The sequence below is a fragment of the Sphingomonas sp. AC522 genome, assembly GCF_979258125.1.
Window position 1 is genome coordinate 1,390,903 of record NZ_OZ409836.1, and the last position, 22,456, is coordinate 1,413,358.

Annotated in this window: 16 protein-coding genes; 11 read left to right on the top strand and 5 right to left on the bottom strand. The window is 65.6% G+C overall.

Annotated elements, in window-relative coordinates; translation table 11 throughout:
- Positions 1-329: 329 nt before the first annotated feature.
- Positions 330-1,211 carry an SH3 domain-containing protein gene (locus ACZZZM_RS06935; RefSeq protein ID WP_463594374.1) on the bottom strand — a complete coding sequence of 294 codons (882 nt, stop codon included), beginning with the start codon at positions 1,209-1,211 and terminating at the stop codon, positions 330-332.
- A gap of 222 nt (positions 1,212-1,433) precedes the next feature.
- Here ACZZZM_RS06935 and ACZZZM_RS06940 point away from each other — a divergent pair, with 222 nt between their 5' ends.
- On the top strand, positions 1,434-4,550 hold the full coding sequence (locus tag ACZZZM_RS06940) for a helicase-related protein (protein ID WP_463594375.1): 3,117 nt from the start codon (positions 1,434-1,436) through the stop codon (positions 4,548-4,550).
- A 4-nt stretch (positions 4,551-4,554) separates the two neighbouring features.
- Here ACZZZM_RS06940 and rtcR read toward each other — a convergent pair whose 3' ends face one another.
- Positions 4,555-6,147, bottom strand: coding sequence for an RNA repair transcriptional activator RtcR (rtcR, locus tag ACZZZM_RS06945; RefSeq protein WP_463594376.1), 1,593 nt, complete (start codon positions 6,145-6,147; stop codon positions 4,555-4,557).
- Positions 6,148-6,466: 319 nt separating this feature from the next.
- On the opposite strand from rtcR, the gene ACZZZM_RS06950 reads away from it, so the two are divergent.
- The 7 genes from ACZZZM_RS06950 (at position 6,467) to ACZZZM_RS06980 (ending at position 15,391) form a co-directional block, all read left to right on the top strand.
- Positions 6,467-7,693: an RtcB family protein gene (locus tag ACZZZM_RS06950; protein ID WP_463594377.1), complete on the top strand. Its 1,227-nt coding sequence runs from the start codon at positions 6,467-6,469 to the stop codon at positions 7,691-7,693.
- 39 nt (positions 7,694-7,732) lie between these two features.
- Complete coding sequence (locus ACZZZM_RS06955) at positions 7,733-8,152, top strand: hypothetical protein (RefSeq protein ID WP_463594378.1); 420 nt, start codon at positions 7,733-7,735, stop codon at positions 8,150-8,152.
- Positions 8,153-8,166: 14 nt separating this feature from the next.
- The gene (locus ACZZZM_RS06960) at positions 8,167-8,967 is read left to right on the top strand and encodes a nucleotidyltransferase domain-containing protein (protein WP_463594379.1); all 801 of its coding nucleotides are present in this window, start codon (positions 8,167-8,169) and stop codon (positions 8,965-8,967) included.
- Positions 8,964-9,989 carry an RNA 3'-terminal phosphate cyclase gene (gene rtcA, locus ACZZZM_RS06965; RefSeq protein ID WP_463594380.1) on the top strand — a complete coding sequence of 342 codons (1,026 nt, stop codon included), beginning with the start codon at positions 8,964-8,966 and terminating at the stop codon, positions 9,987-9,989. Before ACZZZM_RS06960 ends, rtcA begins: the two co-directional genes overlap by 4 nt.
- A gap of 66 nt (positions 9,990-10,055) precedes the next feature.
- Positions 10,056-11,258 carry a 3-oxoadipyl-CoA thiolase gene (gene pcaF / locus ACZZZM_RS06970; protein WP_463594382.1) on the top strand — a complete coding sequence of 401 codons (1,203 nt, stop codon included), beginning with the start codon at positions 10,056-10,058 and terminating at the stop codon, positions 11,256-11,258.
- A gap of 229 nt (positions 11,259-11,487) precedes the next feature.
- Positions 11,488-13,722, top strand: coding sequence for a TonB-dependent receptor (locus ACZZZM_RS06975; protein WP_463594383.1), 2,235 nt, complete (start codon positions 11,488-11,490; stop codon positions 13,720-13,722).
- Positions 13,723-13,798: 76 nt separating this feature from the next.
- A complete protein-coding gene (locus ACZZZM_RS06980) occupies positions 13,799-15,391 on the top strand; it encodes an AMP-binding protein (protein ID WP_463594384.1) in 1,593 nt (530 codons plus the stop codon).
- Positions 15,392-15,646: 255 nt separating this feature from the next.
- On the opposite strand, the gene ACZZZM_RS06985 is transcribed toward ACZZZM_RS06980, so the two are convergent.
- Both ACZZZM_RS06985 and ACZZZM_RS06990 read right to left on the bottom strand, forming a co-directional pair.
- Positions 15,647-17,275: a carboxylesterase/lipase family protein gene (locus ACZZZM_RS06985; RefSeq protein WP_463594385.1), complete on the bottom strand. Its 1,629-nt coding sequence runs from the start codon at positions 17,273-17,275 to the stop codon at positions 15,647-15,649.
- Positions 17,272-18,579, bottom strand: a complete 1,308-nt coding sequence (locus ACZZZM_RS06990; protein WP_463594386.1) for a spinster family MFS transporter — start codon at positions 18,577-18,579, stop codon at positions 17,272-17,274. The genes ACZZZM_RS06985 and ACZZZM_RS06990 overlap by 4 nt, the downstream gene beginning before the upstream one ends.
- Before the next feature lie 139 nt (positions 18,580-18,718).
- Between ACZZZM_RS06990 and ACZZZM_RS06995 the strand changes: the two genes are divergently transcribed.
- Positions 18,719-19,390: a TetR/AcrR family transcriptional regulator gene (locus ACZZZM_RS06995; RefSeq protein WP_463594387.1), complete on the top strand. Its 672-nt coding sequence runs from the start codon at positions 18,719-18,721 to the stop codon at positions 19,388-19,390.
- A gap of 79 nt (positions 19,391-19,469) precedes the next feature.
- On the top strand, positions 19,470-20,363 hold the full coding sequence (locus ACZZZM_RS07000) for an SDR family NAD(P)-dependent oxidoreductase (RefSeq protein ID WP_463594388.1): 894 nt from the start codon (positions 19,470-19,472) through the stop codon (positions 20,361-20,363).
- 161 nt (positions 20,364-20,524) lie between these two features.
- Here the strand turns inward: ACZZZM_RS07000 and ACZZZM_RS07005 are convergent, their stop codons facing one another.
- Positions 20,525-21,100, bottom strand: coding sequence for a TetR/AcrR family transcriptional regulator (locus ACZZZM_RS07005; RefSeq protein WP_463594389.1), 576 nt, complete (start codon positions 21,098-21,100; stop codon positions 20,525-20,527).
- Between the two features lie 171 nt (positions 21,101-21,271).
- On the opposite strand from ACZZZM_RS07005, the gene ACZZZM_RS07010 reads away from it, so the two are divergent.
- Entirely contained in the window at positions 21,272-22,456 is a 1,185-nt protein-coding gene (locus tag ACZZZM_RS07010; protein ID WP_463594390.1) for an efflux RND transporter periplasmic adaptor subunit, read from the top strand.

The window sequence follows — 22,456 nt, forward strand, 5'->3', positions numbered from 1 at the left end:
GGCGCTCTACTTGGCAAAATCGCTGGAACGCGATCTTCAACTGCGGATTAGCGCGGCATCGGTCGCCCGGCTGCTGCCCAGGCGGCTGCCGCAAGCAATGCCGATCCCACGAGCACTGCGCCTAAGGCGCGCTTCCAGTTCCGCCGCATCGTCTTTTCCTTCTCAAATCCTGCGGGTAAGTTTCCCCGCGGACTGCCCGGCACGCCAGTGACAAGCGCTGCCAGTTCGATGACAAAGCGCGTCAGAATTAATGCGAAGATGGGGGCGAGCGAAAAAAAGGCGCCGCCCGCTTGCACGGACGGCGCCCGAAGTTCCTGCGTCGGGTCGCGTCAGCGCAGGTCTTCCACGGAAACCCATCCCTTGGTGCCGTAACCGTCGGTAACTTCGACGAAGAGGCCTTGGCGCGCCGCGCCGGTGGGGGTCAGGCTGGTTGCGGCACGGAGAGCGCGGAGCGGCGTGCCGGATGCCGCCGCCGTCGCCCACAGCTTGGTATCGACCGCAACGGTATAGCCTGCAGCCGCGGCGGGCGCCGGGCGGGCGGCGGCGAGGACATCGCGCTGCTCGACCAGGCCGTTATACGCTTCGATAAAGGCACCGACGAGCATCTTTCCGTCCGACGAGCCGGCATAGCCGCCCATGTCACCCGCGGCGGCGGTGCCGCCCCAGCCGCCAGTGTCGATGATCTTGATGAAGGATTTCTTGGATTCGCCGGTGCCGGTGACCAAGGTCTGGCCGGTGCCGGGGCTGATCACGCGGAGGCCGGCAAACACGGTCTTCTTCTTGCCGCCGAGACCGCCAAAGGCACGGAAGATCGCGCCGCCCATCGGCACCTTGGTCAGCAACTGGCCCGCGGCGCCCGAACGGATCAGTCCTTCGGTCAGTGCGCCCTTGGCGAGGTTGACCGACTTGTCGACTTCTTCCTTCGAGCCGGCGATTGCGCTCATCAGGAAATCGGCGGGCTGGCCGCTCGCCGGATTGTGCAGCGTGAAGCAGCCCGATTGCTCGATGAGCTTGCCGAGCATGCCGCGCGGGCTGGAGAGCTTGAACTGCGTCCAGCCCTGCTGATCGCCATCGGTGATGGCGATGGTGCCGGCCGAGGCATCGCACTTAGCGAGCTGGACCTGCTTGTCCTTGTCGCCCGCCATTGCCGGCGATGCGGCGCCGGCCAGCGCAAGCGCGCAGGCGGCCGAAAACCAATGATGCTTATTCATCGCGATGTCCCCTCGTTCGATGAAGCAGGCCTGAGTCTGCTGTGATCAGATTGGGATCGCGCGGCGCGGGGCTCCAGTTACAAGCGTGGTCAGAATAGTGAGGAAAGCTGACAGGAATTCGGACGCGCGGGAAATTTTGCCTGCCGCCAGCGGCTTTTCCCCTTCGCTTGCGTTTGTCGGCAGATCGCACCGCGTCCGCGCTGCCGAACTGGAAGGATCTGAATGACTTCGATCGCGTGGACCGCGGCGCAAATGGCGCGTGCGCTGGAAACCGAAGACGTGATCTACCTCGCCGACGACGACCAGCAGGCGCAGGCGCTGACCACAGCGCTGCGGGCGATGCTGCCGGAAGCTCCCATCTTCTTCGTGCCATCGAGCGACGCGCTGCCCGGCGATCTGGCGCCGGCATCCCCGGCCAATATCGGCGTGCGCGTGGCGGCGCTGCATGCGCTGCGGATGGCGCAGCAGGACGGCGCCCGCGGGCATTTGGCTTGCGTGATGAGCGGCGAGGCGGCGGCGCGGCTCTATCCGCCGCCGGCAGCGTTCGATCAGGCACTGCCGCGCATATCGCTGGGCGATGCGCTGGCCATGGAGGAATTGTCGGCGATGCTTGAGGCGATCGGCTATTTCGCCGACGACCGCGTCGACGAGCCGGGCGAAATGGCAGTGCGCGGCGAGGTGGTCGATATCTTTCCGGCCGATGCCGGGCTGCCGGCGCGGATCGAGATCGCCGAGGGCAAGGTCGCCTCGATCCGATCCTATGACCCCGTCACCCAGCGCAGCGTCGACGAACTGGTGGCGCTCGAGATCGGGCGCGCGGCGGAGCCTTCGGGCGAAGGCGAAGCTTCGATCCTGGCGCATGTGAAGCCCGGAGCGATCGTGTTTTCGGAGAAGGCCGACAAGCGGCGGCAGCGATTCCTCCAGCTCGCGTCGGATGCGGCGGGGGCGCGGAGTGGCAAGATCGATGCCGTGGCCGAGGCGGATTGGGCGGCGGCCTTGTCCGAATGGCGGCAGGTGGCGTTCGATGCGGCGTCCGAGGCGGTGCCGCGCTTTGCCGAGACGCGCTCGCCGCTGGCGGCGCTCGCGCGCTTCGCCAAGCCACTCCTGGAGAGCCGCGCATTCGTGCTTGCCGGCAGCGCGCGCGATTTGCGCTTCCTGCGGACGCGGGTCGCCAGGCGGCTGGGGGTGGAAATGGCGGCGCTCGGCGATTGGGGCGAGGCCGGGGCGCTTGCTGCGGGACATGCCGGCTTTCTCGAAATGCCCGCCGATGCTGGCTTTATCGGAGAGGGCTTAGTCCTGGTTGCCGCCGCCGACTTGCTCGGCAGCCGCGCGCTGAACGGCGAGGGTGCGGTCGCCAGCGCCAATCCGTGGATGATCGGCAGTGAGATCCGCATCGGCGACGTGGTCGTCCATGAGGATCACGGCGTCGGCGTGGTCGTAGGACTCGAACTGGCTCCGGCTGCGGGCGGGGAAGGCGGCGAGATGATCGCGATCGAATATGCCGGGGGCTCGCGGCGGCTGGTGGCAGTCGACGAGGCCGACCGGGTCTGGCGCTATGGCGCGGACGCCGACGCCGTGACGCTCGACAAGCTCGACGGCTCGTCCTGGCTCAAGCGCCGGGGCGAGATCAATGCCGCGATTGCCGAGAGCGCCCAAGGGCTGGCGGCGCTGGCGGAGGCGCGGGCCAAGCTGACCGCGCCGGTGCTCGATCCCGATCCTGCGGCCTATGAGAGATTCGCCAGCGACTTCGCGTTCAACGAAACCGCGGACCAGGCGCGGGCGATTGCGGCGGTGCGCGCCGATCTGGCGAGCGGCAGGCCGATGGACCGGCTCGTCGTGGGCGATGTCGGCTATGGCAAGACCGAAGTGGCGCTGCGCGCGGCGGCGCTGGCGGCGCTGGCCGGGCACCAGGTGGTGGTCGCGGCGCCGACCACCGTGCTCGTCCGCCAGCACTTGGCCAGCTTCGAGCGGCGCTTCGAGGGGACGGGGCTCGAGGTTGCCGGTCTCTCGCGACTGTCGAGCGCGGCGGAGAAGAAGGCAGTCAAGGCAGGGCTCGCCGATGGCTCGATCCATGTCGTGATCGGCACCGGCGCAGTGATGGCCAAGGGCGTTGAATATGCGCGGCTGGGGCTAGTGGTGATCGACGAGGAGCAGCGCTTCGGTGCCGCCGACAAGGCCAAATTGCGCGGATCGGGCGACGTGCATCTGCTGAGCCTGAGCGCCACGCCGATCCCGCGGACGCTGCAAATGGCTTTGGTCGGGCTGCAGCAGATCTCGATCATCGCCACCCCACCGGCGCGGCGCCAGCCGATCCGCACCAGCCTGGATCAATATGATGATACGCGCATCCGCACCGCCTTGCTGCGCGAGAAGGGCCGGGGCGGGCAGAGCTTCGTGGTGGTGCCGCGGATCGAAGACATGGCGCGGCTCGCCGAGAAATTGCGGCGCGCAGTGCCCCATCTCGCTCTGGTCGAGGCGCACGGCAAGATGCCGCCGGCCGAGATCGATGCCGCGATGGTCGGCTTTGCCGAGGGGCAGGGGGACATCCTGCTCGCAACCAACATCATCGAGGCCGGGCTCGACGTGCCGCGCGCCAATACGATGATCGTGTGGCGCGCCGACCGCTTCGGGCTGGCGCAGCTCCACCAGTTGCGCGGGCGCGTCGGGCGTGGGACGCGGCGCGGGCAGGTCATCCTGCTGACCAGCGAAGAGGAGACGATCGGCGAGCGCACGCTCAAGCGGCTGCGTACGCTCTCCACGTTCGATCGGCTGGGTGCCGGGTTCGAGATCAGCGCGCAGGACCTAGACATGCGCGGGGCGGGCGATCTGCTGGGTGAGACCCAGGCGGGGCACATGAAGCTGATTGGCATCGACCTGTACCAGCATCTGCTCGGCCAGGCGCTGCGCGCGGCGCGGGGCGAGGCAGTCGATCGCTGGACGCCCGAGTTGCATCTGGGGGCAAAGGGCGCCTTGCCCGAGGAGTGGATCCCTGAGGCCGATATACGGCTGACGCTTTACGTGCGGCTGAGCCGGCTGGTCCATGAAGCCGAGATCGACGCATTCGAGGAGGAATTGATCGATCGCTTCGGGCCCTTGCCCGAGACGGCGGCGGCGCTGATGGCGCACACGCGGCTGCGTCTCGCGGCGCGGACCGCGGGCGTCGCGCGGGTAGATGCCGGGCCGTCGGCGATCGCGCTGACGCCGCGACCCGATTTCGGCGGCGATGCGGCGCGGCACGGGCTGACGGAGAAGAACGAGCGGCTGTTGCTGGTCGAGGCGATCGACGAGGATCGGCGGGTCGAGCGGGTTCAGACCCTGCTGGAGGCGCTGGCCGCCTGACCGGTCAGGCGCCCGAAACGCTCGCCCAATCCAGCCCGAACCGCGCCAGATATTTGCGCAGCCGATCGGCATCGTTGGCGGTGCTGCGGCGGGTGCGGGATGCCGCGAACAGCGCGCGGCCGGCTTCGGACAGCGAGCGGCTGGCGCGGCAGACCCGGACGGTTTCGGCGAGTTGGACGCGATCGAATGGGTCGATTTCGGCTAGGGCATCGGCATCGAGGATTTCCGGCAGTGCGCCAAGGTCATCGTCCTGCTGGGCGGACCATAAACGCTTGAGCCGCGCGATCTCGGCCTGGACGCAATCCAGGTCGATGCGGCCCTTGGGGCTGAGCGTCGCCATCCGCGTGACGCTGGCGGCAAGATCGCGGAAATTGCCGGCCCAGAGCGCCTCGGGGGAGGTCGCGAAGGCAAGATAGCGCTGGCGGGCTTCCTTGTTGAAGCTGGCGCGGTCGCCCTCGCGCTCGGCATAGCGATCGAGCTCGTAATCGAGATTGGGCTCGATATCCTCGCGGCGCTCGGCAAGGCCGGGCAACTGGAAGGTCCAGAGATTGAGGCGCGCATAGAGATCGTCGCGGAACGCACCCGCGGCGACGGCTTCGCCAAGGCTGCGATTGGTGCCGGCGATCAGCTGGAATTCGGACGCGGCTTCCTTGTCAGAGCCAACGGGGAGGAAGCGCTTGTCCTCGATTGCGCGCAGGATCATCGCCTGTTCGTCGAGGCCAAGTTCGCCGATTTCGTCGAGGAACAGCATGCCCTTGTCGGCAGCGCGGAGCAGCCCGGGCCGGTCCGCGACTGCGCCGGTGAACGCGCCCCTGCGATGGCCGAACAGCGCCGACATCGCGCCATCGCCCTTCAGCGTCGCGCAATTCACTTCGACAAACGGCCCGGCAATCTGGTGCTTGAGCCGCTTGAGCTCGTAGATGCGGCGGGCGAGCTGGCTCTTGCCGGCGCCGGTGGGCCCCATCAGCAGGATCGGCGCCTTGGAACGCAAAGCGACGCGCTCGATCTCGTCGATCATCCGGTTGAAGCTGGCGTTGTGCGTCTCGATGCCCGACTTCAGGAACGAATTGCTCTCGGCGCTGGCCGCGGCGAAGCGCGTGGCGATGCTGTCATAGCGCGAAAGATCCAGGTCGATCGTGGTCCAAATGCCGGCCGGATTGAGCGTGCCGCGCTCAGGCTGGGTCTGGAGCAGGCGGCCCGGCAGGTAGCGCGCCTCGGTCAGTAGGAAGAGGCAGATCTGCGCGACATGCGTGCCGGTGGTGATGTGGACCAGATAGTCCTCTGCCTCGGGATCGAAGGGCTCGGCGCGCGCGAAGTCGAGCAGCTTGCCATAGACTTCCTCGAAGTCCCACGGATCGCGGAAATCGAGCAGGCGCAACTCGACGCTGGTTTCAGGCGAGACTGAGGCGATATCCTCGGCGACATATTCGGCGAGCCGCCGATGCCCGCCGCCATGGATGAGAATGAAGCGATCGACGCGCAGATCCTCGTGCATCGTCACGCCCACGGTCGGGCGCCACTTGCTCCAGCGCGACGGGCCGAACTTGCTGGCGTCCAGCGTCGATCCGAGGAATCCGATCACGGTGAGTGGCTTCATGATTAGATCGTAGGATAAAACTTTAGCTGTTGCGATATCAAATGCGGTGGCAATTCAAGGCAGCAGGTGCCACTATAACGGGACCATCAAGTAATATCTAATAGTATCAATATGTTAAATGGCCAAATCATAGGGGTCGCGAAAACTGGCACACCTCCTGCGATAGGGTCCTGCGTCGGACGGAGCGGTCGAACCTCCTCCGGCAGGACGCGCGAGGGGCGGCCGGAATGGGCCGGCCGCCCCAAGAGGCTCGAGTGATTTCGCACTCCGCCGTCGTCGCGCCGGGGCTGTACTGATACCAGATGCAAGGGAGGTCGAGATGACCGAGACGACCTATGACTATCAGCATGTCGAAGGTGGCGTGCCGATCAAGATGTGGACCCGCGGCGTGCCGGTGGAAGACGGGGCTCGCGCCCAGTTGGCGCGCGCGGCGCAGATGCCGTTTGTGTTCAAGCATGTGGCGGTGATGCCCGACGTCCATGTCGGCATCGGCGCGACGGTGGGCTCGGTGATCCCGACCAAGGGCGCGGTGATCCCTGCCGCAGTGGGCGTCGATATCGGCTGCGGCATGATGGCGGCGCGCACTTCGCTGATGGCGAGCGACTTGCCCGACAATCTGGAGGGCGTTCGCTCGGCGATCGAGCAGGCAGTGCCGCATGGCCGTTCGGTGGGGCGCAGCAAGCGCGACACCGGTTCGTGGGGGTCGCCTCCGCCCACGATCGTCGAGGCCTGGGCGACGTTAGCGGCGCGCTTCCAGCGCATCGCCGACAAGCATCCGCGGCTCAAGAACACCAACAACCTGGTGCATCTCGGGACGCTGGGCACCGGCAACCACTTCATCGAACTGTGCCTCGACGAGGAGCAGCGCGTGTGGGTGATGCTGCATTCGGGTTCGCGCGGCGTGGGCAATGCCATTGGCACGTTCTTCATCGAACTGGCCAAGCAGGACATGCGCAAGTGGCACGTCAATCTGCCCGACGAGGATCTCGCTTATTTCCCGGAAGGGACCGATCATTTCGACGACTATGTCGAGGCGGTCGGCTGGGCGCAGGACTTTGCCGCTCTCAACCGGCGCATGATGATGACCAACGTCATCCGCGCGCTCCGGGGCCAGATCGCCAAGCCGTTCGATGCGGAACTGGAGGCAGTCAATTGCCACCACAATTACGTCCAGCGCGAGAACCATTTCGGTGAAAACGTGCTGGTCACCCGAAAGGGTGCGGTTCGTGCGGCCAAGGGCGTGATGGGGATCATCCCGGGTTCGATGGGCGCCAAGTCGTTCATCGTCCGCGGGCTGGGCAATCCGGACTCGTTCGACAGCTGCTCGCACGGCGCGGGGCGCGTAATGTCTCGCACCGCAGCGAAGAAGCTGGTGACGCTCGACGAGCATATCGCCGATACGGCGGGCGTCGAGTGCCGCAAGGACATGAGCGTGATCGATGAGACGCCGCGTGCGTACAAGCCGATCGAGGCCGTGATGGCCGCGCAGGCGGATCTGGTCGAGATCGTCCACACGCTCAAGCAGGTGGTGTGCGTCAAGGGCTGATGCCTTTGGCGTGCACCGCCATCACTCGAGGAGCCTACGATGCGAAAGACGCTCCATTGCGCCGGGTGCGACGCGGCTCTTGCGCTGGCGCTGGAGGTGCTTTCGAGCAAGGATCCGACGGTGACGCAACCTATGCACGAGGATGGTAAGCCGCTCACCGATGCGGGCGTGGCGTTCAAGTCGTTCCAGCCGATCGAACGATCCCAGACCGACATGCCCGGCCGTCTCGAATTCGTCCCGCAATATTGGCTCAACCCGGCAGATTTGACCGACGCCGTGCTGCTTACGCGCAAGCGCGATCGCCTGAATGGCTGTTGCGGGCTGGCCGGCATCGACGGGCCGAACCAGCTATGCCGCTGCGGAGCCGAAATCGGCACCTTGCGAACGGACTGCTGGACGCCGCGCATATTCATTCCACAACCGGCTGCGACCCGATGGGAGGATGCGCCGGACATCTGATAACGAGTAGAGCGATGATCACTGATTTGACGGACCCCATCCCCGACGCCGTCCGGCGCGAGATCGAGACGCGGCTCGACGCTGTCGAGTCTGGCGACGGAGTGCGTTTGCTGATGGCGATCGAATCCGGTTCGCGGGCCTGGGGCTTTCCGTCGCCTGACAGCGATTACGACGTGCGCTTCGTCTATGTGCGACCGCGCGACTGGTATCTGTCGCTGGTGCCGGGGCGCGACGTGATCGAGCAGCCGATCGTGGACGAGGTCGACTTGAACGGCTGGGACGTGCGCAAGGCACTCGGCCTGTTGCTCAAGTCGAATGCCGTAGTCAGCGAGTGGATGCTGTCGCCGATCCGTTACCGCGCCGACGATCCGTTCATCGGGAAGCTTGGCGAGCTCGCCGATGCTTTGCTCGATCCGCGAGCACTGGCGCATCATTACGCCAATCTCGGTCGCGCCGCTTCGAACCGCTGGCTCGATCGCGCTTCGGGCGATGTGCCGGTGAAACGGTATTTCTATGCGCTGCGCCCGGCGCTGGCGGTGCGGGCGGTGCGGCTAAATCCGGCAATGCGCCCGCCGATGAACCTGCAGGCGCTGATCGAAAGGTGCGACCTCTCGGCTTCGTTGATCGCGCAGATCGAGGATCTGGTCGAGGCCAAGGCGCGGACCGACGAAATGTCGAACGGCACCCGCGTGCCGGCGCTCGAGGCGCTGATCGCGAACGAACTGGCGCGCGCATCGGAACTGCCGGTATCGCAATTGCCGGCCGATGCCATGCAGCAGGCGAGCGACCTCTTTGTGGAACTGGTGAATTCATGATCATCATCGATGGAGCGGAAGGCGAGGGCGGAGGGCAGGTGGTGCGCAATGCGCTGGCGCTGTCGCTGATCACCGGCCAGCCCTTTCGCATCACCAACATTCGCGGGGGACGCGAAAAGCCGGGGCTGATGCGCCAGCATCTGACGGCGGTGGAGGCCGCGTGCGCGATCGGCGGCGCCGAATGCGAGGGCGTGTCGGTCGGATCGCCGGAGATCGGCTTCACGCCGGGCCGGGTCATGCCGGGCGAATACCGCTTCGCGGTCGGCACTGCAGGCAGCACCAGCCTCGTGCTCCAGACCGTGCTGATGCCGCTGCTGCTGGCCGACGCGCCTTCGCGGCTGGTGTTGGAAGGGGGCACGCACAACATGATGGCGCCGCCGTTCGAATTCATCGAGCGCGCGTTTCTGCCTGTCATCCATCGCATGGGGCCGCAGGTCTCGGCGCGGCTGACGCGGCATGGCTTCTTTCCGCGCGGGGGCGGGCGCATCGAAGTCGATATCGTGCCGGCGAAGCTCGTGCCGATCGACTGCGTCGAGCGTGGCGCATTGGTGTCGGTCTCGGCGACGGCATTGTTTGCCGGCCTGCCGTTTAGCATCGCCGAGCGCGAGCTCGCGACGGCGCGCAAGCTGCTGGCGGACTGGCCGGAGGAGGCGTTCTCCGCGCGTCAGCTGCCCGAGGAGCAGGGGCCGGGCAATGCGCTGATGCTCGAGGCGGTGTTTGAGCATGCCACCGAAGTGGTGACCGGCTTCGGCAAGCTCGGCGTGTCGGCGGAATCGCTGGCCAAGACCGCGGCCCACCGGATGGCGGGGTTTCTCGGCTCGGAGGCGTTCGCCGGGCCCTATCTGGCGGATCAATTGCTGCTGCCCTTCGCGCTGGCGGGGGGCGGGAGTTTCACCACGGTGAAGCCGAGCCAGCATGCATTGACGGCGCGCGACATCATCGAGCGCTTCACCGGCCAGCGCTGGACCTTCCAGCAACAGCCAAACGGTTGCCATCTGGTTCGATTGCAGGGCAGCGAATAAAGCCAAGCTGGCCGGTCGCGCGAATTCGGCTAGGCTTTTGGCCAAGCTGATCCGGAGACCATCGCTATGACCCATGCCTATATCTGCGACGCGGTGCGCACGCCGATCGGGCGCTATGCGGGCGCGCTGGCGCAGGTCCGTGCCGACGATCTGGCCGCGATCCCGATCCGCGCGCTGATCGAGCGCAATCCCGGTGTCGACTGGGGCCAGGTGGACGATGTCGTGCTCGGCTGCGCCAACCAGGCGGGCGAGGACAATCGCAACGTCGCGCGGATGGCGGGGCTGCTCGCGGGGCTGCCCGACAAAAGCGGGGGAGTGACGCTCAACCGGCTGTGCGGCTCGGGGCTCGACGCAGTGCTGACCGCGGCGCGGGTGATCCGCGGCAGCGAGGCCGAATTGATGATCGCTGGCGGTGTCGAGAGCATGAGCCGCGCGCCATTCGTGATGGCCAAGGCCGAGGGCGCATTCGATCGCAATGTGAAGATGTACGATACGACGATGGGGTGGCGGTTCGTCAATCCGGCGCTCAAGAGCGTCTATGGCGACGACACGATGCCCTCTACGGGCGAGAATGTCGCCGAGGCGTTCGAGGTGAGCCGCGAGGACCAGGATGCCTTTGCACTGCGCAGCCAGGAGCGCGCGGGGCGCGCACAGGACAGCGGCCGCTTCGACGCCGAAATCGTGCCGGTCAGCATCGTGCAGCGCAAAGGCGATCCGCTGATCGTGTCGCGCGACGAGCATCCACGCCGCACCACGCTGGAGGCACTGGCGAGGCTCAAGCCGGTGGTCCGGCCCGACGGCACCGTCACTGCTGGCAATGCATCGGGGATCAACGATGGCGCGGCGGCGCTGATCGTCGCCAGTGAGGCCACGGCGCGCGCCAATGGCCTGACACCGCGGGCCCGAATCCTGGGCGGGGCAGTGGCGGGCGTGCCGCCGCGGATCATGGGCATGGGGCCGGCGCCCGCAGCGCAGAAGCTGCTCGCCCGGCTCGGCCTGACGATCGGACAGATGGACGTGGTCGAGATCAACGAGGCCTTTGCCGCGCAGGCGCTGCCGGTGCTCCGCGAACTGGGGCTGGCCGACGATGCGGCGCATGTGAACCCCAATGGCGGTGCGATTGCGCTCGGGCATCCGCTCGGCATGTCGGGCGCACGGCTGGCGCTTACTGCGACCGGAGAATTGCACCGCAGCGGTGGCCGCTATGCCTTGTGCGCGATGTGCATCGGCGTAGGGCAGGGGATTGCGGTGGTTATCGAGCGGGTTTGAGGCTTGCGGATAGGCCCGGGCAACGCGGGCATCGCGTTTATCAATACACGCTGAGACTGGGGCACAACCTTCGCCAGGGTAGGGCTGAGGTTCGCCACACAAGCGAATTAGCTCACTCTCTCGCCAACGTTCACTCTTGTGAGAATTAGTATTGCCAGGCCGGAAGCTTTGCGGCATCCTTCAGTCATCGTGCCGAAGAGCGCGCCTGAGAGGAGCTAGGGAGGGTTTCATGACGAATCGGATGTTGTGGCTGAGCGCATCGGCGCTGGCATTCGCGTGGTGCGGTTCGGCTGCGGCGCAGACTGCGGCACCGGCACAGAGCGCCCCGGAGGCCGGGGCCTCGCAGGACAATGAAGGCGAAATCGTCGTCACCGCGACACGCCGCGTCGAAAATCTGATGACCAGCGCGATCTCGGCGTCGGTGCTCTCGGGCACGGATCTGGAGAATAAGGGTGTCGTCAATGTCGACGCGCTGCAGTTCGCGATGCCCTCGATCGTCGTCAACAATTTCGGCCAGGGCAATGATTTCAACGTCCGCGGCATCGGCAAGGCCGAGCACAACACCCAGACCACGACCGGCGTGATCACTTATCGCGACGGCGTGCCGAGCTTCCCGGGCTATTTCCAGATGGAGCCCTATTACGACGTTGCCAACATCCAGGTGCTGCGCGGGCCGCAGGGCACGATCGTCGGCCAGAACGCGACCGGCGGCGCGGTGTTCGTTAACACCACCGATCCGATCATCAACGGCGGCAATCATGGCTATTTCAACGTCAATTACGGCAGCTTCAACGAGGCCGGATTCCAGGGCGCGGTGAACCTGCCGATCAGCGACACCTTCGCGGCGCGCGCGGCGGTCTATACCTCGCGGCGCGACAGCTTCTACGACATTACCGGTCCCGGCGGCGCGCCCTATGCCTATGAAGAGGGCAAGGTCGGCATCCTCTCGGCGCGGCTCAGCCTTCTCTGGAAGCCGACCGACAGCCTGACCTTCAGCTCGAAGACCGACTATTCGTGGCTTGATCTTGGCGCCTATCCCGCAAGTCCGGCGCTCAATTTCTACAAGACCCTGCCGGGCACCAGCACGCCCAACCCAAATTATCGCGACCTGTTCGATGTCTCGTACAACGCGCCGCAGGGTGCGCGCGACAATATGATCCGTCAGGTCTTCAAGGGCGAATTCGAAACGTCCGGCGGCGTCAAGCTCCGCTCGGTTTCGAGCTACCAGTGGGGCAACACGATGTATCGTGCGGACCTCGACGGCACGGCGACGGGCTTCAGCAGTTTTTACGACAGCGTCGACGAGCAGCAGGTCACCACCGAATTCAACGTCATCTCGCCCGACAACCAACGCTTCACCTGGCTGCTCGGCGCGTTCGCCGTGTGGAACGATTATCACTTCAAGCGGCCATACCAGTTCATCATCGACACGGCCTATCCGTTCAACCTGCCGGCGGCGCAGTACAAGCTGCAGGGCAACAATCTGACGCACAGCTATGCGGCGTTCGGGCAGATCGGCTTCAACATCACGCCGAGCCTCAAGCTCGAAGCCGGCGCACGCTATACCGAGAGCAAATCGACCAACGAAGTCGATGTGATCCAATATGGCGCGCCGATCGTGGCTAACCAGTCGGTCAAATCGGACAATATCTCCTACAAGGTCTCGCTGGGCTGGAAGGCGAGCGACGATCATTATTTCTACGGCTTCGTCGCCACCGGCTTCCGTCCGGGCGGCCTCAACCTGCCGGTCGGCCTGGGCAACCCCGCGCCGTTCGAGCCCGAGGAAGTGCGTTCGTACGAAGCCGGCTGGAAGGGCAATTTCGCAAATGGCCGCGTCCGCACCACGGTCAGCGGCTTCTATAACGACTATAAGAACTTCCAGGTCATTATCGGCTATCCGACCTTCCCGACCTTCGGGATTGAGCTGAACGTGAAGAACCCGACCAAGATCTATGGCTTCGAAGCGCAGGCCGATGTGCATCTCGGCGGGCTGCGTCTTGGTGCCGGCATCAACGTGCTGCACTCGGAGCTTGGCCAGTTCTACGCCAGCGATCCGCGCGGTGCGGCGACCGGCGCCTGCGATCCAATCGTCGGCGGTCCGCCCGCAGCGACCAACTGCATCAATCTGAAGGGCCGCCGCCAGACCTATGCGCCGGATCTGACCTTCAACTTCAGCGCCGAATATACGCTGGAGCTGGGCAATGGCGACAAGATCATCCCCCGCGCCAATTTCGGGCATATCGGCCAGCAATGGGCGACCTTGTTCGAGAATGTCGCGCGCGGCGACAGCATCGTCGAGCGCAACATCCTCAACGCCCAGCTCGCTTATCAGCACAAGAGCTGGACGCTGACGGCCTATGCCACCAACCTGACCGACCAGCATTATCCGGCGGCGCTCAACAGCGGGCTCTATTTCGCCGGCCCGCCGCGCCAGTACGGCGCCAAGCTGCTCAAGACCTTCTGATCACCACGCCTTGGCCGCCGTCCGCCTCCCCGGGCGGCGGCCATCTTTCCCGGCTCGCGAACAGCTTGAAAGTGTCATGCAACCCTACGGCCTGACGGTAGACAAATTCCTCGACCATGCTGCCAAATGGTTCGGGGATCGCGAGATCGTTGAGGCCGATGCAGGACGCGTCGCCGCACGCTTCACTTATGCCGAGCTGCGCGAGCGGGCGAACCTGATGTCGGGTGCGCTGCTGGCGCTCGGGCTCGAACCGGGCGACCGGGTCGGCACGCTGGCGTGGAACACGCGCCACCATCTCGAAACCTATTATGCCGCAATGGGGGTGGGGCTGGTCTGCCACACGCTCAATCCGCGGCTGACCGCAGCGCATCTGGCAACGATGATCGGCGAGGCCGAGAACCGCGTGCTCGCGGTGTCGGCGGATCTGATGCCGCTGGCCGAGGAAGTCGTGGCGCTGTGCCCGACGATCGAGCATGTCATCGTGCTCGACGCTTCCGCTCCCGACACCGGGCTGATGGCGACGCGAATCTGGGACTATGAGGCCTTGCTCGCAGAGCATGGCGCGGCTGCGATCTGGGGTGGGTTCGACGAGAATATTCCGGCCGGGCTCTGCTATACTTCGGGCACGACCGGTAGCCCCAAGGGTGTGGTCTATACCCACCGCTCCAATTATCTCCACACGCTGCGCGCGCTCCAGGCTGACGCGGTCGGGCTCACCAATCGCGACGTGTTGATGCTCGCAGTGCCGATGTTCCACGCCAATGGCTGGGGCATGCCCTTTGCGGCCCCCGCGGCGGGCGCGAGGCTGGTGCTGCCGGGACGGATGCTCGACGGCGCGAGCCTGGCGCAGGTCATGCGCGACGAGGGCGTGACGGTCGCAGTCGGTGTGCAGACGGTGTGGCTGGGACTGATCGACCATCTCGACGCAACCGGCAGCGACCTGCCGGCGCTTCAGCGCGTGCTGATCGGCGGCTCGAACTGCCCTGATGCGCTGCTCCGCCGGATGGAGGAGCGGCTCGGCGCCGAAGTCCAGACAAGCTGGGGGATGACCGAATTGTCTCCGGTCGGCACGATCGCGCCTCCGGGCACGCCGGCCGACGCGGTGCGCGCCTCGGGACGCCCGCCGATGGGGCTCGATCTCAAGCTCACTGATGCCGAGGGCAACACGTTGTCCGATCAGCGCGGCCCGCTTGGGCATTTGTGGGTAAAAGGGCACAGCGTGCTCGGCCGCTATTTCAAGGCCGCAGAAGATGCGCTCGATGCCGAGGGCTATTTCGATACCGGCGATCTCGCGACGATCGATGCCGACGGCAATCTCACGATCTGCGGGCGATCGAAGGATCTGATCAAGTCGGGTGGCGAGTGGATCAACCCCGCCGAGATCGAAGCGGTGATCGGCACGCATCCTGCGGTTCGCCACGTCGCGGTGATCGCGCGGCCCGATGCCAAATGGGGCGAACGCCCGGTGCTGATCGTCGAAACCGAAGGCGAGGACGATCCGCGCACGCTGCTCGAGCTGCTCCGCGGGGAGATCGCCGACTGGTGGATCCCTCGCGAAGTGATCGGCGTGGCGGCGATGCCGCTGGCCGCTTCGGGCAAGATTGACAAGCAGCGCCTGCGCGCGGAGTTCGCGGCGGGACGGCTCTCAGGCGCAACCGCGGCGGCCTGAGCCACCAACCTGTCACCCCGGCCTCGTGCCGGGGCCCAGTCTGCGGCTAAATGAGAGGCTGCAGGCCGGTCAGTGGCCAATGCTTGGACCCCGGCACAAGGCCGGGATGACGGGGTTTCCCGCGCGAGTGAGGGCGAAAATTCGACCTTTTCTTCCTCCCTCGCGAAGCGGGGAGGGGCCACGAAGTGGTGGAGGGGGCACCTCCGTCACCCTGCGCGTGCCACCTCCCCCGCTGAAGCGAGGGAGGAAAGGAGGTCAATCGCAGCCTGCAACCTTGGGCGGCAGCTTCGGCGAGATCACGCTGGAGTTCCACATCCACGGCGTCTTTCCCGTCGCGCGGCGGCGGCACATCACGGTTTCGTGGAGTTCGTACATTCCCGGGATCAGCCCGGTCTGGGGGCGGGGCGTATCGGCAAAGTGCATGAAGGCGCGGTTGCTGCCGAAGGCGGGCCAAGCGGGAGCGTTGGCGGCCTTGGGCGTGCCGGTGGCGGCGAAGCTGGTCCAGTAATCGAGCATGGCGTTGGACAGGCCGTGTTCGGCAGGGGTGTCGGGGATCTTGGGCCAGAGCGGGCCCAGGCGATCGAACGTGCCGAAGACATAGGGCAGTTCGCTGGCGTGGAAGGCGTGGAGGTTCTTTTCGTCCATCGCCGGATAGCCATGATCGAACAGATAGACATAGGCTGGTTTGCCGCCCGCCTGCTTGCGCGCCAGCCGCTCGGTGGTCCAGCCATAGAGCGTGTCGCGCGCAGTGAGCAGGATGCTCTCTTTATAGTCGCTGGCAGGATAGAGCTTGAGAAAGGCATCGGCGAGCTCGCCGTAGCGCGCGCGGATTTCCTTTTCATAGGCGTCCGCCGTGTCCGGCGCCTTGGGCGCGAGCATCAGCAGCGAGCGGATCTCGCCCTGGTTGAACCCCGTCAGGATCGGCACCGGCGCCTGCTTGACGCGTCCGAAGGCGTCGACCATCTGCTCGGGCAGCGCGAAGCCGTCGACCACGCCCCAGGGCGCGAAACCGAGCGCCGCGGCCTTGTTGGTCAGCTCACCCGCTTCGATCCCGCGCAATGCCTTGAAATCGGGCGCCTGCAATCCGGCCTCAACCATCTGCCCTACCGCTTCGCCCGCGGGCAGGCCGTGGACGCCTTTCTTGAGGTCCGGCATCGGCAGCATATAGGCGCTCTGGGCGATCGCCTTGTGGAACAGCCCGCGCGCGATTGGCGATTCCATGAGGTACATAACGCTGAGCGCACCCGCCGATTCGCCCGCGATCGTCACGTTCTTGGGATCGCCGCCGAACGAGGCGATATTATTGCGCACCCAATAGAGCGCCATCGCCTGATCGAGCAGGCCGTAATTGCCCGAGACCTTCTGCGCGGTCTCGGCGCTGAGCTGCGGATGCGCGAGCCAGCCGAGCACGCCGAGGCGATAGTTGATCGAGACGACGATCACGCCGCGCTCAGCGAGCTTCTTGCCGTCATACATCGGCTCGCGGCTCGATCCGGTGACCAAAGCACCACCGTGAATCCAAAAGAAGACCGGCGCATTCTTGGCGCTCTTGGGCGCCCAGACATTGAGCGTCAGGCAGTCCTCGCTCATCGGCAGCGGCTCGGCCGGCGAATAGACGTTGGGAGTCTTGCTGACCGGCTGGACGCAGGCCGCGCCGAACTGCGTGGCGTCGCGCGCGCCCTTCCACTTTGGCATCGGCGCCGGCGGCTGCCAGCGGCGTTCCTTCACTGGCGGCAGGGCATAGGGAATACCCTTGAACACGCGCATCTCACCATCGAGCGAGCCGGTCACCTTGCCGGCTGGCGCGTCGACGCTCGGGGTCTGGGCCAGCACCGGAGTGGCGACCGCGAGGCAGCCGAGAGCGAGGAGGCGAAACGGGTTCATGCAGCGGTCTTTCGTTCGGCCCGCAGATAGCGGGCGAGCCACAGGAAGAGGAAGATGGCGATCAGATAGAAGGGCGTGATCGAATAGAGGGCCAGCTGGAGCGTGTTCTGATACTCATGCGCCTTCAGCCAGTCGCTCGCCGCGCCGACATAGGTAGGGCCGAGGCCCAGGCCGATGAAGTTCATTACCAGCAGCAGCAAAGCGCCCGCGAGCACGCGCTGATTGGGCTTCACTTCGTCCTGCACCAAAGCGACCGAGGCCGAGAGATAAACATAATTGAACAGCATCACCACGGTGAGCAGCGCCAATGCCAGCGGCCAGCCCGGCGCCCAGACGAATGCGACATAGAAGGGCAGGGCGATGGCCAGCGAGATCGCCGGCGCGGTCGCATAGCCGGTGCGAGAATGCCGGGTCAGCTTGTCGAGCACCCAGCCCGAGACGATCATGCTGCCGCCCATGCCGATGAGCACGGCGATGGCGTACCAGATCGCGACCTGGCCGAGCTGCATGCCCTTGCTCTCCATCAGGAACAGCACTGCGAAATTGCCGAGGCCATAGGTAACGAACTGGGTGGCGCCGCTACCCAGCGCCGCGAGGAGCAGCACCGGATTGGCGAAGAACATCTTGGTGGTCGCCCAAAAGGGGGCCTTTTCATAGGCCGGGACGACCTGTCCGGCGCGGACATCGAGCCCGCCGCGCGGCGGATCGCGCAGGATGATGCGGACGAGCACCGCAGTGACGATGCCGATCACGCCGATCGTCAGGAATGCCTCGCGCCAGCCATAAGCGATGGCGATCCAGCCGCCAAAGGCGATACCGAGCGCCGCGCCCGCGGGTGGTCCGAAATTATAGATGCCGAAAGCAAAGCCGCGCTTGCCGGGCGGGAAAGTGTCGGTGATGATCGCATAGGAAGGCGGCACGCCTCCCGCTTCGCCGAAACCGACGACCATGCGGGCGACGACCAATTGGGTGTAATTCTGCGCCATGCCGCAGGCGGCGGTGGCGCCACTCCAGATGCCACAGGCCAAAGCCAGCACCGATACGCGATTGGTGCGGTCGGCGAACCAGCCGACGGGGATGGCGATGAAGCAATAGAAGCAGGCGAAATAGAAGCCGCCGATCAGCCCGAGCTGGCCATCGGTGATCTGGAGCGAATCCTTGATCGGCTTGGCAAGGAACCCGAGCAGCTGGCGATCGAGGAAATTGATGACATAGACGAAAGTCAGCACCGTCAGCATCAGCCATTGGCGCCCGCTGGTGGGTGGAGCTTCGGCGGCATCGGGGATGGCGGCGGCTGCGGTCACGGTCCTCTCCTTGGCAGTTTCATCTGCCTTGTCCGTATCATGCGGGCTAGGCCGCAAGCCTGTCAACACACACTATCACGCGTGTGAATAACCGTATCGCCGCTTGACGCTGAGCCCGCCAACCGGGAAGGACAGGAGCGTGACGACCGCCAAACCTGTAAAACGCACTCGCAAGGCCGAGCAACGCGCCGAGACGATGGAGCAGATCCTCGATGCGGCGGAGGATCTGTTCTCGCAGCATGGCCTTTACGGCGTGACGCTCAAGGACGTGGCCAAGCAGGTCGAGGTCCATCACACGCTGCTCAATTACTATTTCGCCGACAAGAAGGCGCTGTTCGACGCGGTGTTTGCGCGCCGCGCCGTGGTCACCAGCGAGCGGCGGATGCGCGCACTCGACGACTATGAAGCCGCATGCGGCGACAGCCCGACCGTCGAAGGCGCGCTACGGGCATTCCTCGACACCGATCTCGACACCTATATCGAGGGCGGCAACGGCTGGCGGAATTACGCCAAGCTCGGTGCCCAGGTCGCCAACACCCCCGAATGGGGGGCGAGCCTGATGGACGAGCATTTCGATCCGGTCGTGCTGCGGCTGATCGACCTGCTCAAGAAAGCTTTACCCGATTGCGACGAGCAGGACATCTTCTGGGGCTATCACTTCGTCACCGGCGCGCTGATGCTGACGCTGGCGCGCACCGGCCGCATCGACAAGCTCTCGGGCGGGCTGTGCCGCTCGGAGGATTTCGGCGCAGTGAAGCGGCGCATGGCGAGCTTCATGGCCGCAGGCTTCCTGCAGATCTGTCACAAATAGACGCGGCCCGTGCTGTTTCATTCACTTGCTAGTGAATAAGTGCGCGGTTAGACCGGCCCTCCAATTCAAGGAGAGTGCAATGTCGCTGGCGGGCCGGATAGCTATCGTGACGGGATCGGGCGGCGGTCTGGGCCGCGCGCATGCGCTGTATCTAGCGCGGCAGGGTGCGAAGATCGTCGTCAACGATCTCTTGCAGGACAATGCCGACGCCGTCGTCGCGGAAATCATCGCCGCCGGCGGCGAGGCGCTGGCAATCGCCGCGTCGGTCACCGACGAATGCGCGATCGCGGCGATGGTCGAGGAAACGCTCCACAAATGGGGGCGCATCGACATTCTCGTGAACAATGCCGGCATCCTGCGCGACAAGAGCTTCGCCAAGATGACGATCCAGGACTTCCGCCTTATCGTCGAAGTCCATCTGATGGGCGCGGCGATCGCCTCCAAGGCCGTGTGGGAGACGATGCGCACCCAGGGCTATGGCCGCATCGTCATGACCACTTCGTCCTCGGGGCTGTACGGCAATTTCGGCCAGGCCAATTACGGCGCGGCGAAGATGGCGCTGGTCGGGTTGATGCAGACGCTAGCGATCGAAGGCGAGAAATACGGCATTCGCGTCAACAGCCTCGCGCCGACCGCGGCTACGGGGATGACCGAGGGCGTCCTTTCCGAGCAGAGCCTGCGCCTGCTCGATCCGGCCATGGTTAGCCCCGGCCTCCTCGCCCTGGTGGGCGACGATGCGCCGACCCGCGCGATCCTGTGCGCAGGGGCGGGGCATTTCGCCACGGCCAACATCACCCTGACCGAAGGCTTCCAGGCCAGGCCGGGCGACGATGCCGGCCAGGATCTTGTCGCCAATTGGGATCGCGCCGCCGAGCGGGAAGGCGAGATCGTTCCCGCTTATGGTTTCACCCAGGCCGAGCGCGAGCTCGCCAGCGCCGGGCTTTCCGAGCCGGTCGCGGCGACGGTGCGCTGAGGGCCTAGACCGTATCGAAGTTTGGTCCCGTCATATTTTGGCACCCCAAAATGGGGGCGGTCCCCCACTTCCCTTCGAGCGACGTCCTGTCGCGTAACCGGAGTTGGGAAAAAGGGGACTGTCCCCATTTTGCTTGCAAGCCAGAACCGAATGTCGCCTAGCTAGCGCACTGCCGCCGCGAGCAACTCGACCAGCTTCCTGCGGACCAGCGCGTCCCCGCTCTTCTGCAGACTGTCGATGCCCATGGTGTTGAGCACTGCGCTGCCCATCATCACTGCGAGCACCAGCGCGGCGCGTAATTCGGCGCCTTCGCCGTCGAGCATCTGTTCGACGGGAGCGAGCACGCCTTCATGCAGGGTTTCGCGGACGATCTGCGACGCCTGGGTCGAGCCCGCCGAGTGCATCACGATCAGCAACCACTCGGCTTTTTCGGCGGAGACTTCGCAGGTCGGCTCGGTGAGCAGTTCGGCCAGATATTCGGGCAGCGACTCGGCGGTGACGCCGGCGAGGAACTGGCCGTCATCGGGATGCCGCAGCACTTCGCGGAACAGGCCTTCTTTGCTGCCGAAATAGCGGCAGACCAAGGCCGGATCGACGCCGACTTCGCGCGAAATCTCCCGCAAGCCGACATTTCCATAGCTTTCGCGCGCAAATTGGCGGCGCGCGGCTTCGAGCATCGCCTGACGCGTGGCCGCGGCGTTGCGCGTGCGGGGCGCGGGACAGGCAAATGCGGGCATGGTATAAACCTATGCCTTTGCGGGCTAAAGTCAACATTTGATGACTTTTATGTCCACGGTCGTTGACAAGGTCTCGTTACGCCTCTAGCGCACCGTCGCTCCAAAGCCGCCTCAGAGCGACACGGGTCGAGGATGACTGGCGGGCGGCAATTCAAGCGCGGACATATCCTGATGACACGACAGATGCTCACGGTTGCGGCGGCTGCGCTCGCATTGACTCTCGCCGGATGCGGCGGCGGCAAGGAAGCGCCGGGCGCACCGCCCGCGCCCGCGGTCACGGTTGCGACTCCGTTGGTTCAGGAAATCGTCGATTGGGACGAATATGTCGGCCGCTTCGAAGCGGTCCAGAATGTCGAAGTCCGCCCGCGCGCAACCGGCTTTCTCGCTTCGACTCACTTTCAGGACGGGCAGTTCGTGACCAAGGGGCAGTTGCTGTTCCGCGTCGATCCGCGCCCGGCCAATGCAGCACTTGCCCAAGCGCGCGCCCAGGCGGCGCAGGCCCAGGCCTCGCTCGCCAACGCCCGCACCGAATTCGCCCGCTCGCAGACGCTGGCAGCCCAACGCGCCGCCAGCCAGGAAGAACTGGAATCGCGCCAGTCTGCGCTTCGTGCCGCGCAGGCCCAGGTCGCCGCAGCCGGGGCAGTCGTCCGCGCCCGTGAGCTCGATCTTGCCTTCACCCGCGTGACTGCGCCGATCAGCGGCCGCATTTCAGAGCGCCGCGTAGATGCCGGCAATGCAGTGACGGCGGACCAGACGGTTCTCACCACGATTGTCTCGATCAATCCGCTTCACTTCGTGTTCCAGGGCTCGGAGGCGCTGCTCCTCAAGTATCAGCGTCAGGGCGCAGGTGTGCAGAACGGCACCCCGGTCCGGGTCAAGCTGAGCGACGAGGCCGATTACAGCCGGGCAGGGACGCTCGATTTCGTCGACAACGCAATCGACACCGGCGCCGGCACGATCCGCGCCCGCGCGGTTATCCCCAATCCCGGTGGCTTCCTGAAGCCCGGCATGTTCGGCAATCTGCGGCTCGAAGCTTCGCGCCCCTATCCGGCGCTTCTGGTGCCCGACACTGCCGTTAGCGCCGATGCCGCCCGCCAGGTCGTCTATATCGTCGACAAGTCCGGCGCAGTCGTGGTGCGTCCGGTCCAGACCGGGCCGCTGGTCGGCAACCTTCGCGTCATCCGCAGCGGCATTGCCCGTGAAGACCGTGTGATCATCGATGGCACGCAGCGGGCGATGCCGGGGCAGAAGGTGCAGGCCAAGCAGGGCAAGATCCAGGCAGCAGCACCCGCCGTCAGCGCGGCCCCGGGCTCGTCCGCACCGCCATCCTCGACCGCACAGCCGGTTGGCCGCTGA

Excerpts from the sequence above, each read along its gene's own strand:
- ACZZZM_RS06935 (WP_463594374.1), bottom strand. The coding sequence starts at position 1,211 with ATGAATAAGCATCATTGGTTTTCGGCCGCCTGCGCGCTTGCGCTGGCC.
- ACZZZM_RS06940 (WP_463594375.1), top strand. The coding sequence starts at position 1,434 with ATGACTTCGATCGCGTGGACCGCGGCGCAAATGGCGCGTGCGCTGGAA.
- rtcR (WP_463594376.1), bottom strand. The coding sequence starts at position 6,147 with ATGAAGCCACTCACCGTGATCGGATTCCTCGGATCGACGCTGGACGCC.
- ACZZZM_RS06950 (WP_463594377.1), top strand. The coding sequence starts at position 6,467 with ATGACCGAGACGACCTATGACTATCAGCATGTCGAAGGTGGCGTGCCG.
- ACZZZM_RS06955 (WP_463594378.1), top strand. The coding sequence starts at position 7,733 with ATGCGAAAGACGCTCCATTGCGCCGGGTGCGACGCGGCTCTTGCGCTG.
- ACZZZM_RS06960 (WP_463594379.1), top strand. The coding sequence starts at position 8,167 with ATGATCACTGATTTGACGGACCCCATCCCCGACGCCGTCCGGCGCGAG.
- rtcA (WP_463594380.1), top strand. The coding sequence starts at position 8,964 with ATGATCATCATCGATGGAGCGGAAGGCGAGGGCGGAGGGCAGGTGGTG.
- pcaF (WP_463594382.1), top strand. The coding sequence starts at position 10,056 with ATGACCCATGCCTATATCTGCGACGCGGTGCGCACGCCGATCGGGCGC.
- ACZZZM_RS06975 (WP_463594383.1), top strand. The coding sequence starts at position 11,488 with ATGACGAATCGGATGTTGTGGCTGAGCGCATCGGCGCTGGCATTCGCG.
- ACZZZM_RS06980 (WP_463594384.1), top strand. The coding sequence starts at position 13,799 with ATGCAACCCTACGGCCTGACGGTAGACAAATTCCTCGACCATGCTGCC.
- ACZZZM_RS06985 (WP_463594385.1), bottom strand. The coding sequence starts at position 17,275 with ATGAACCCGTTTCGCCTCCTCGCTCTCGGCTGCCTCGCGGTCGCCACT.
- ACZZZM_RS07000 (WP_463594388.1), top strand. The coding sequence starts at position 19,470 with ATGTCGCTGGCGGGCCGGATAGCTATCGTGACGGGATCGGGCGGCGGT.
- ACZZZM_RS07005 (WP_463594389.1), bottom strand. The coding sequence starts at position 21,100 with ATGCCCGCATTTGCCTGTCCCGCGCCCCGCACGCGCAACGCCGCGGCC.
- ACZZZM_RS07010 (WP_463594390.1), top strand. The coding sequence starts at position 21,272 with ATGACACGACAGATGCTCACGGTTGCGGCGGCTGCGCTCGCATTGACT.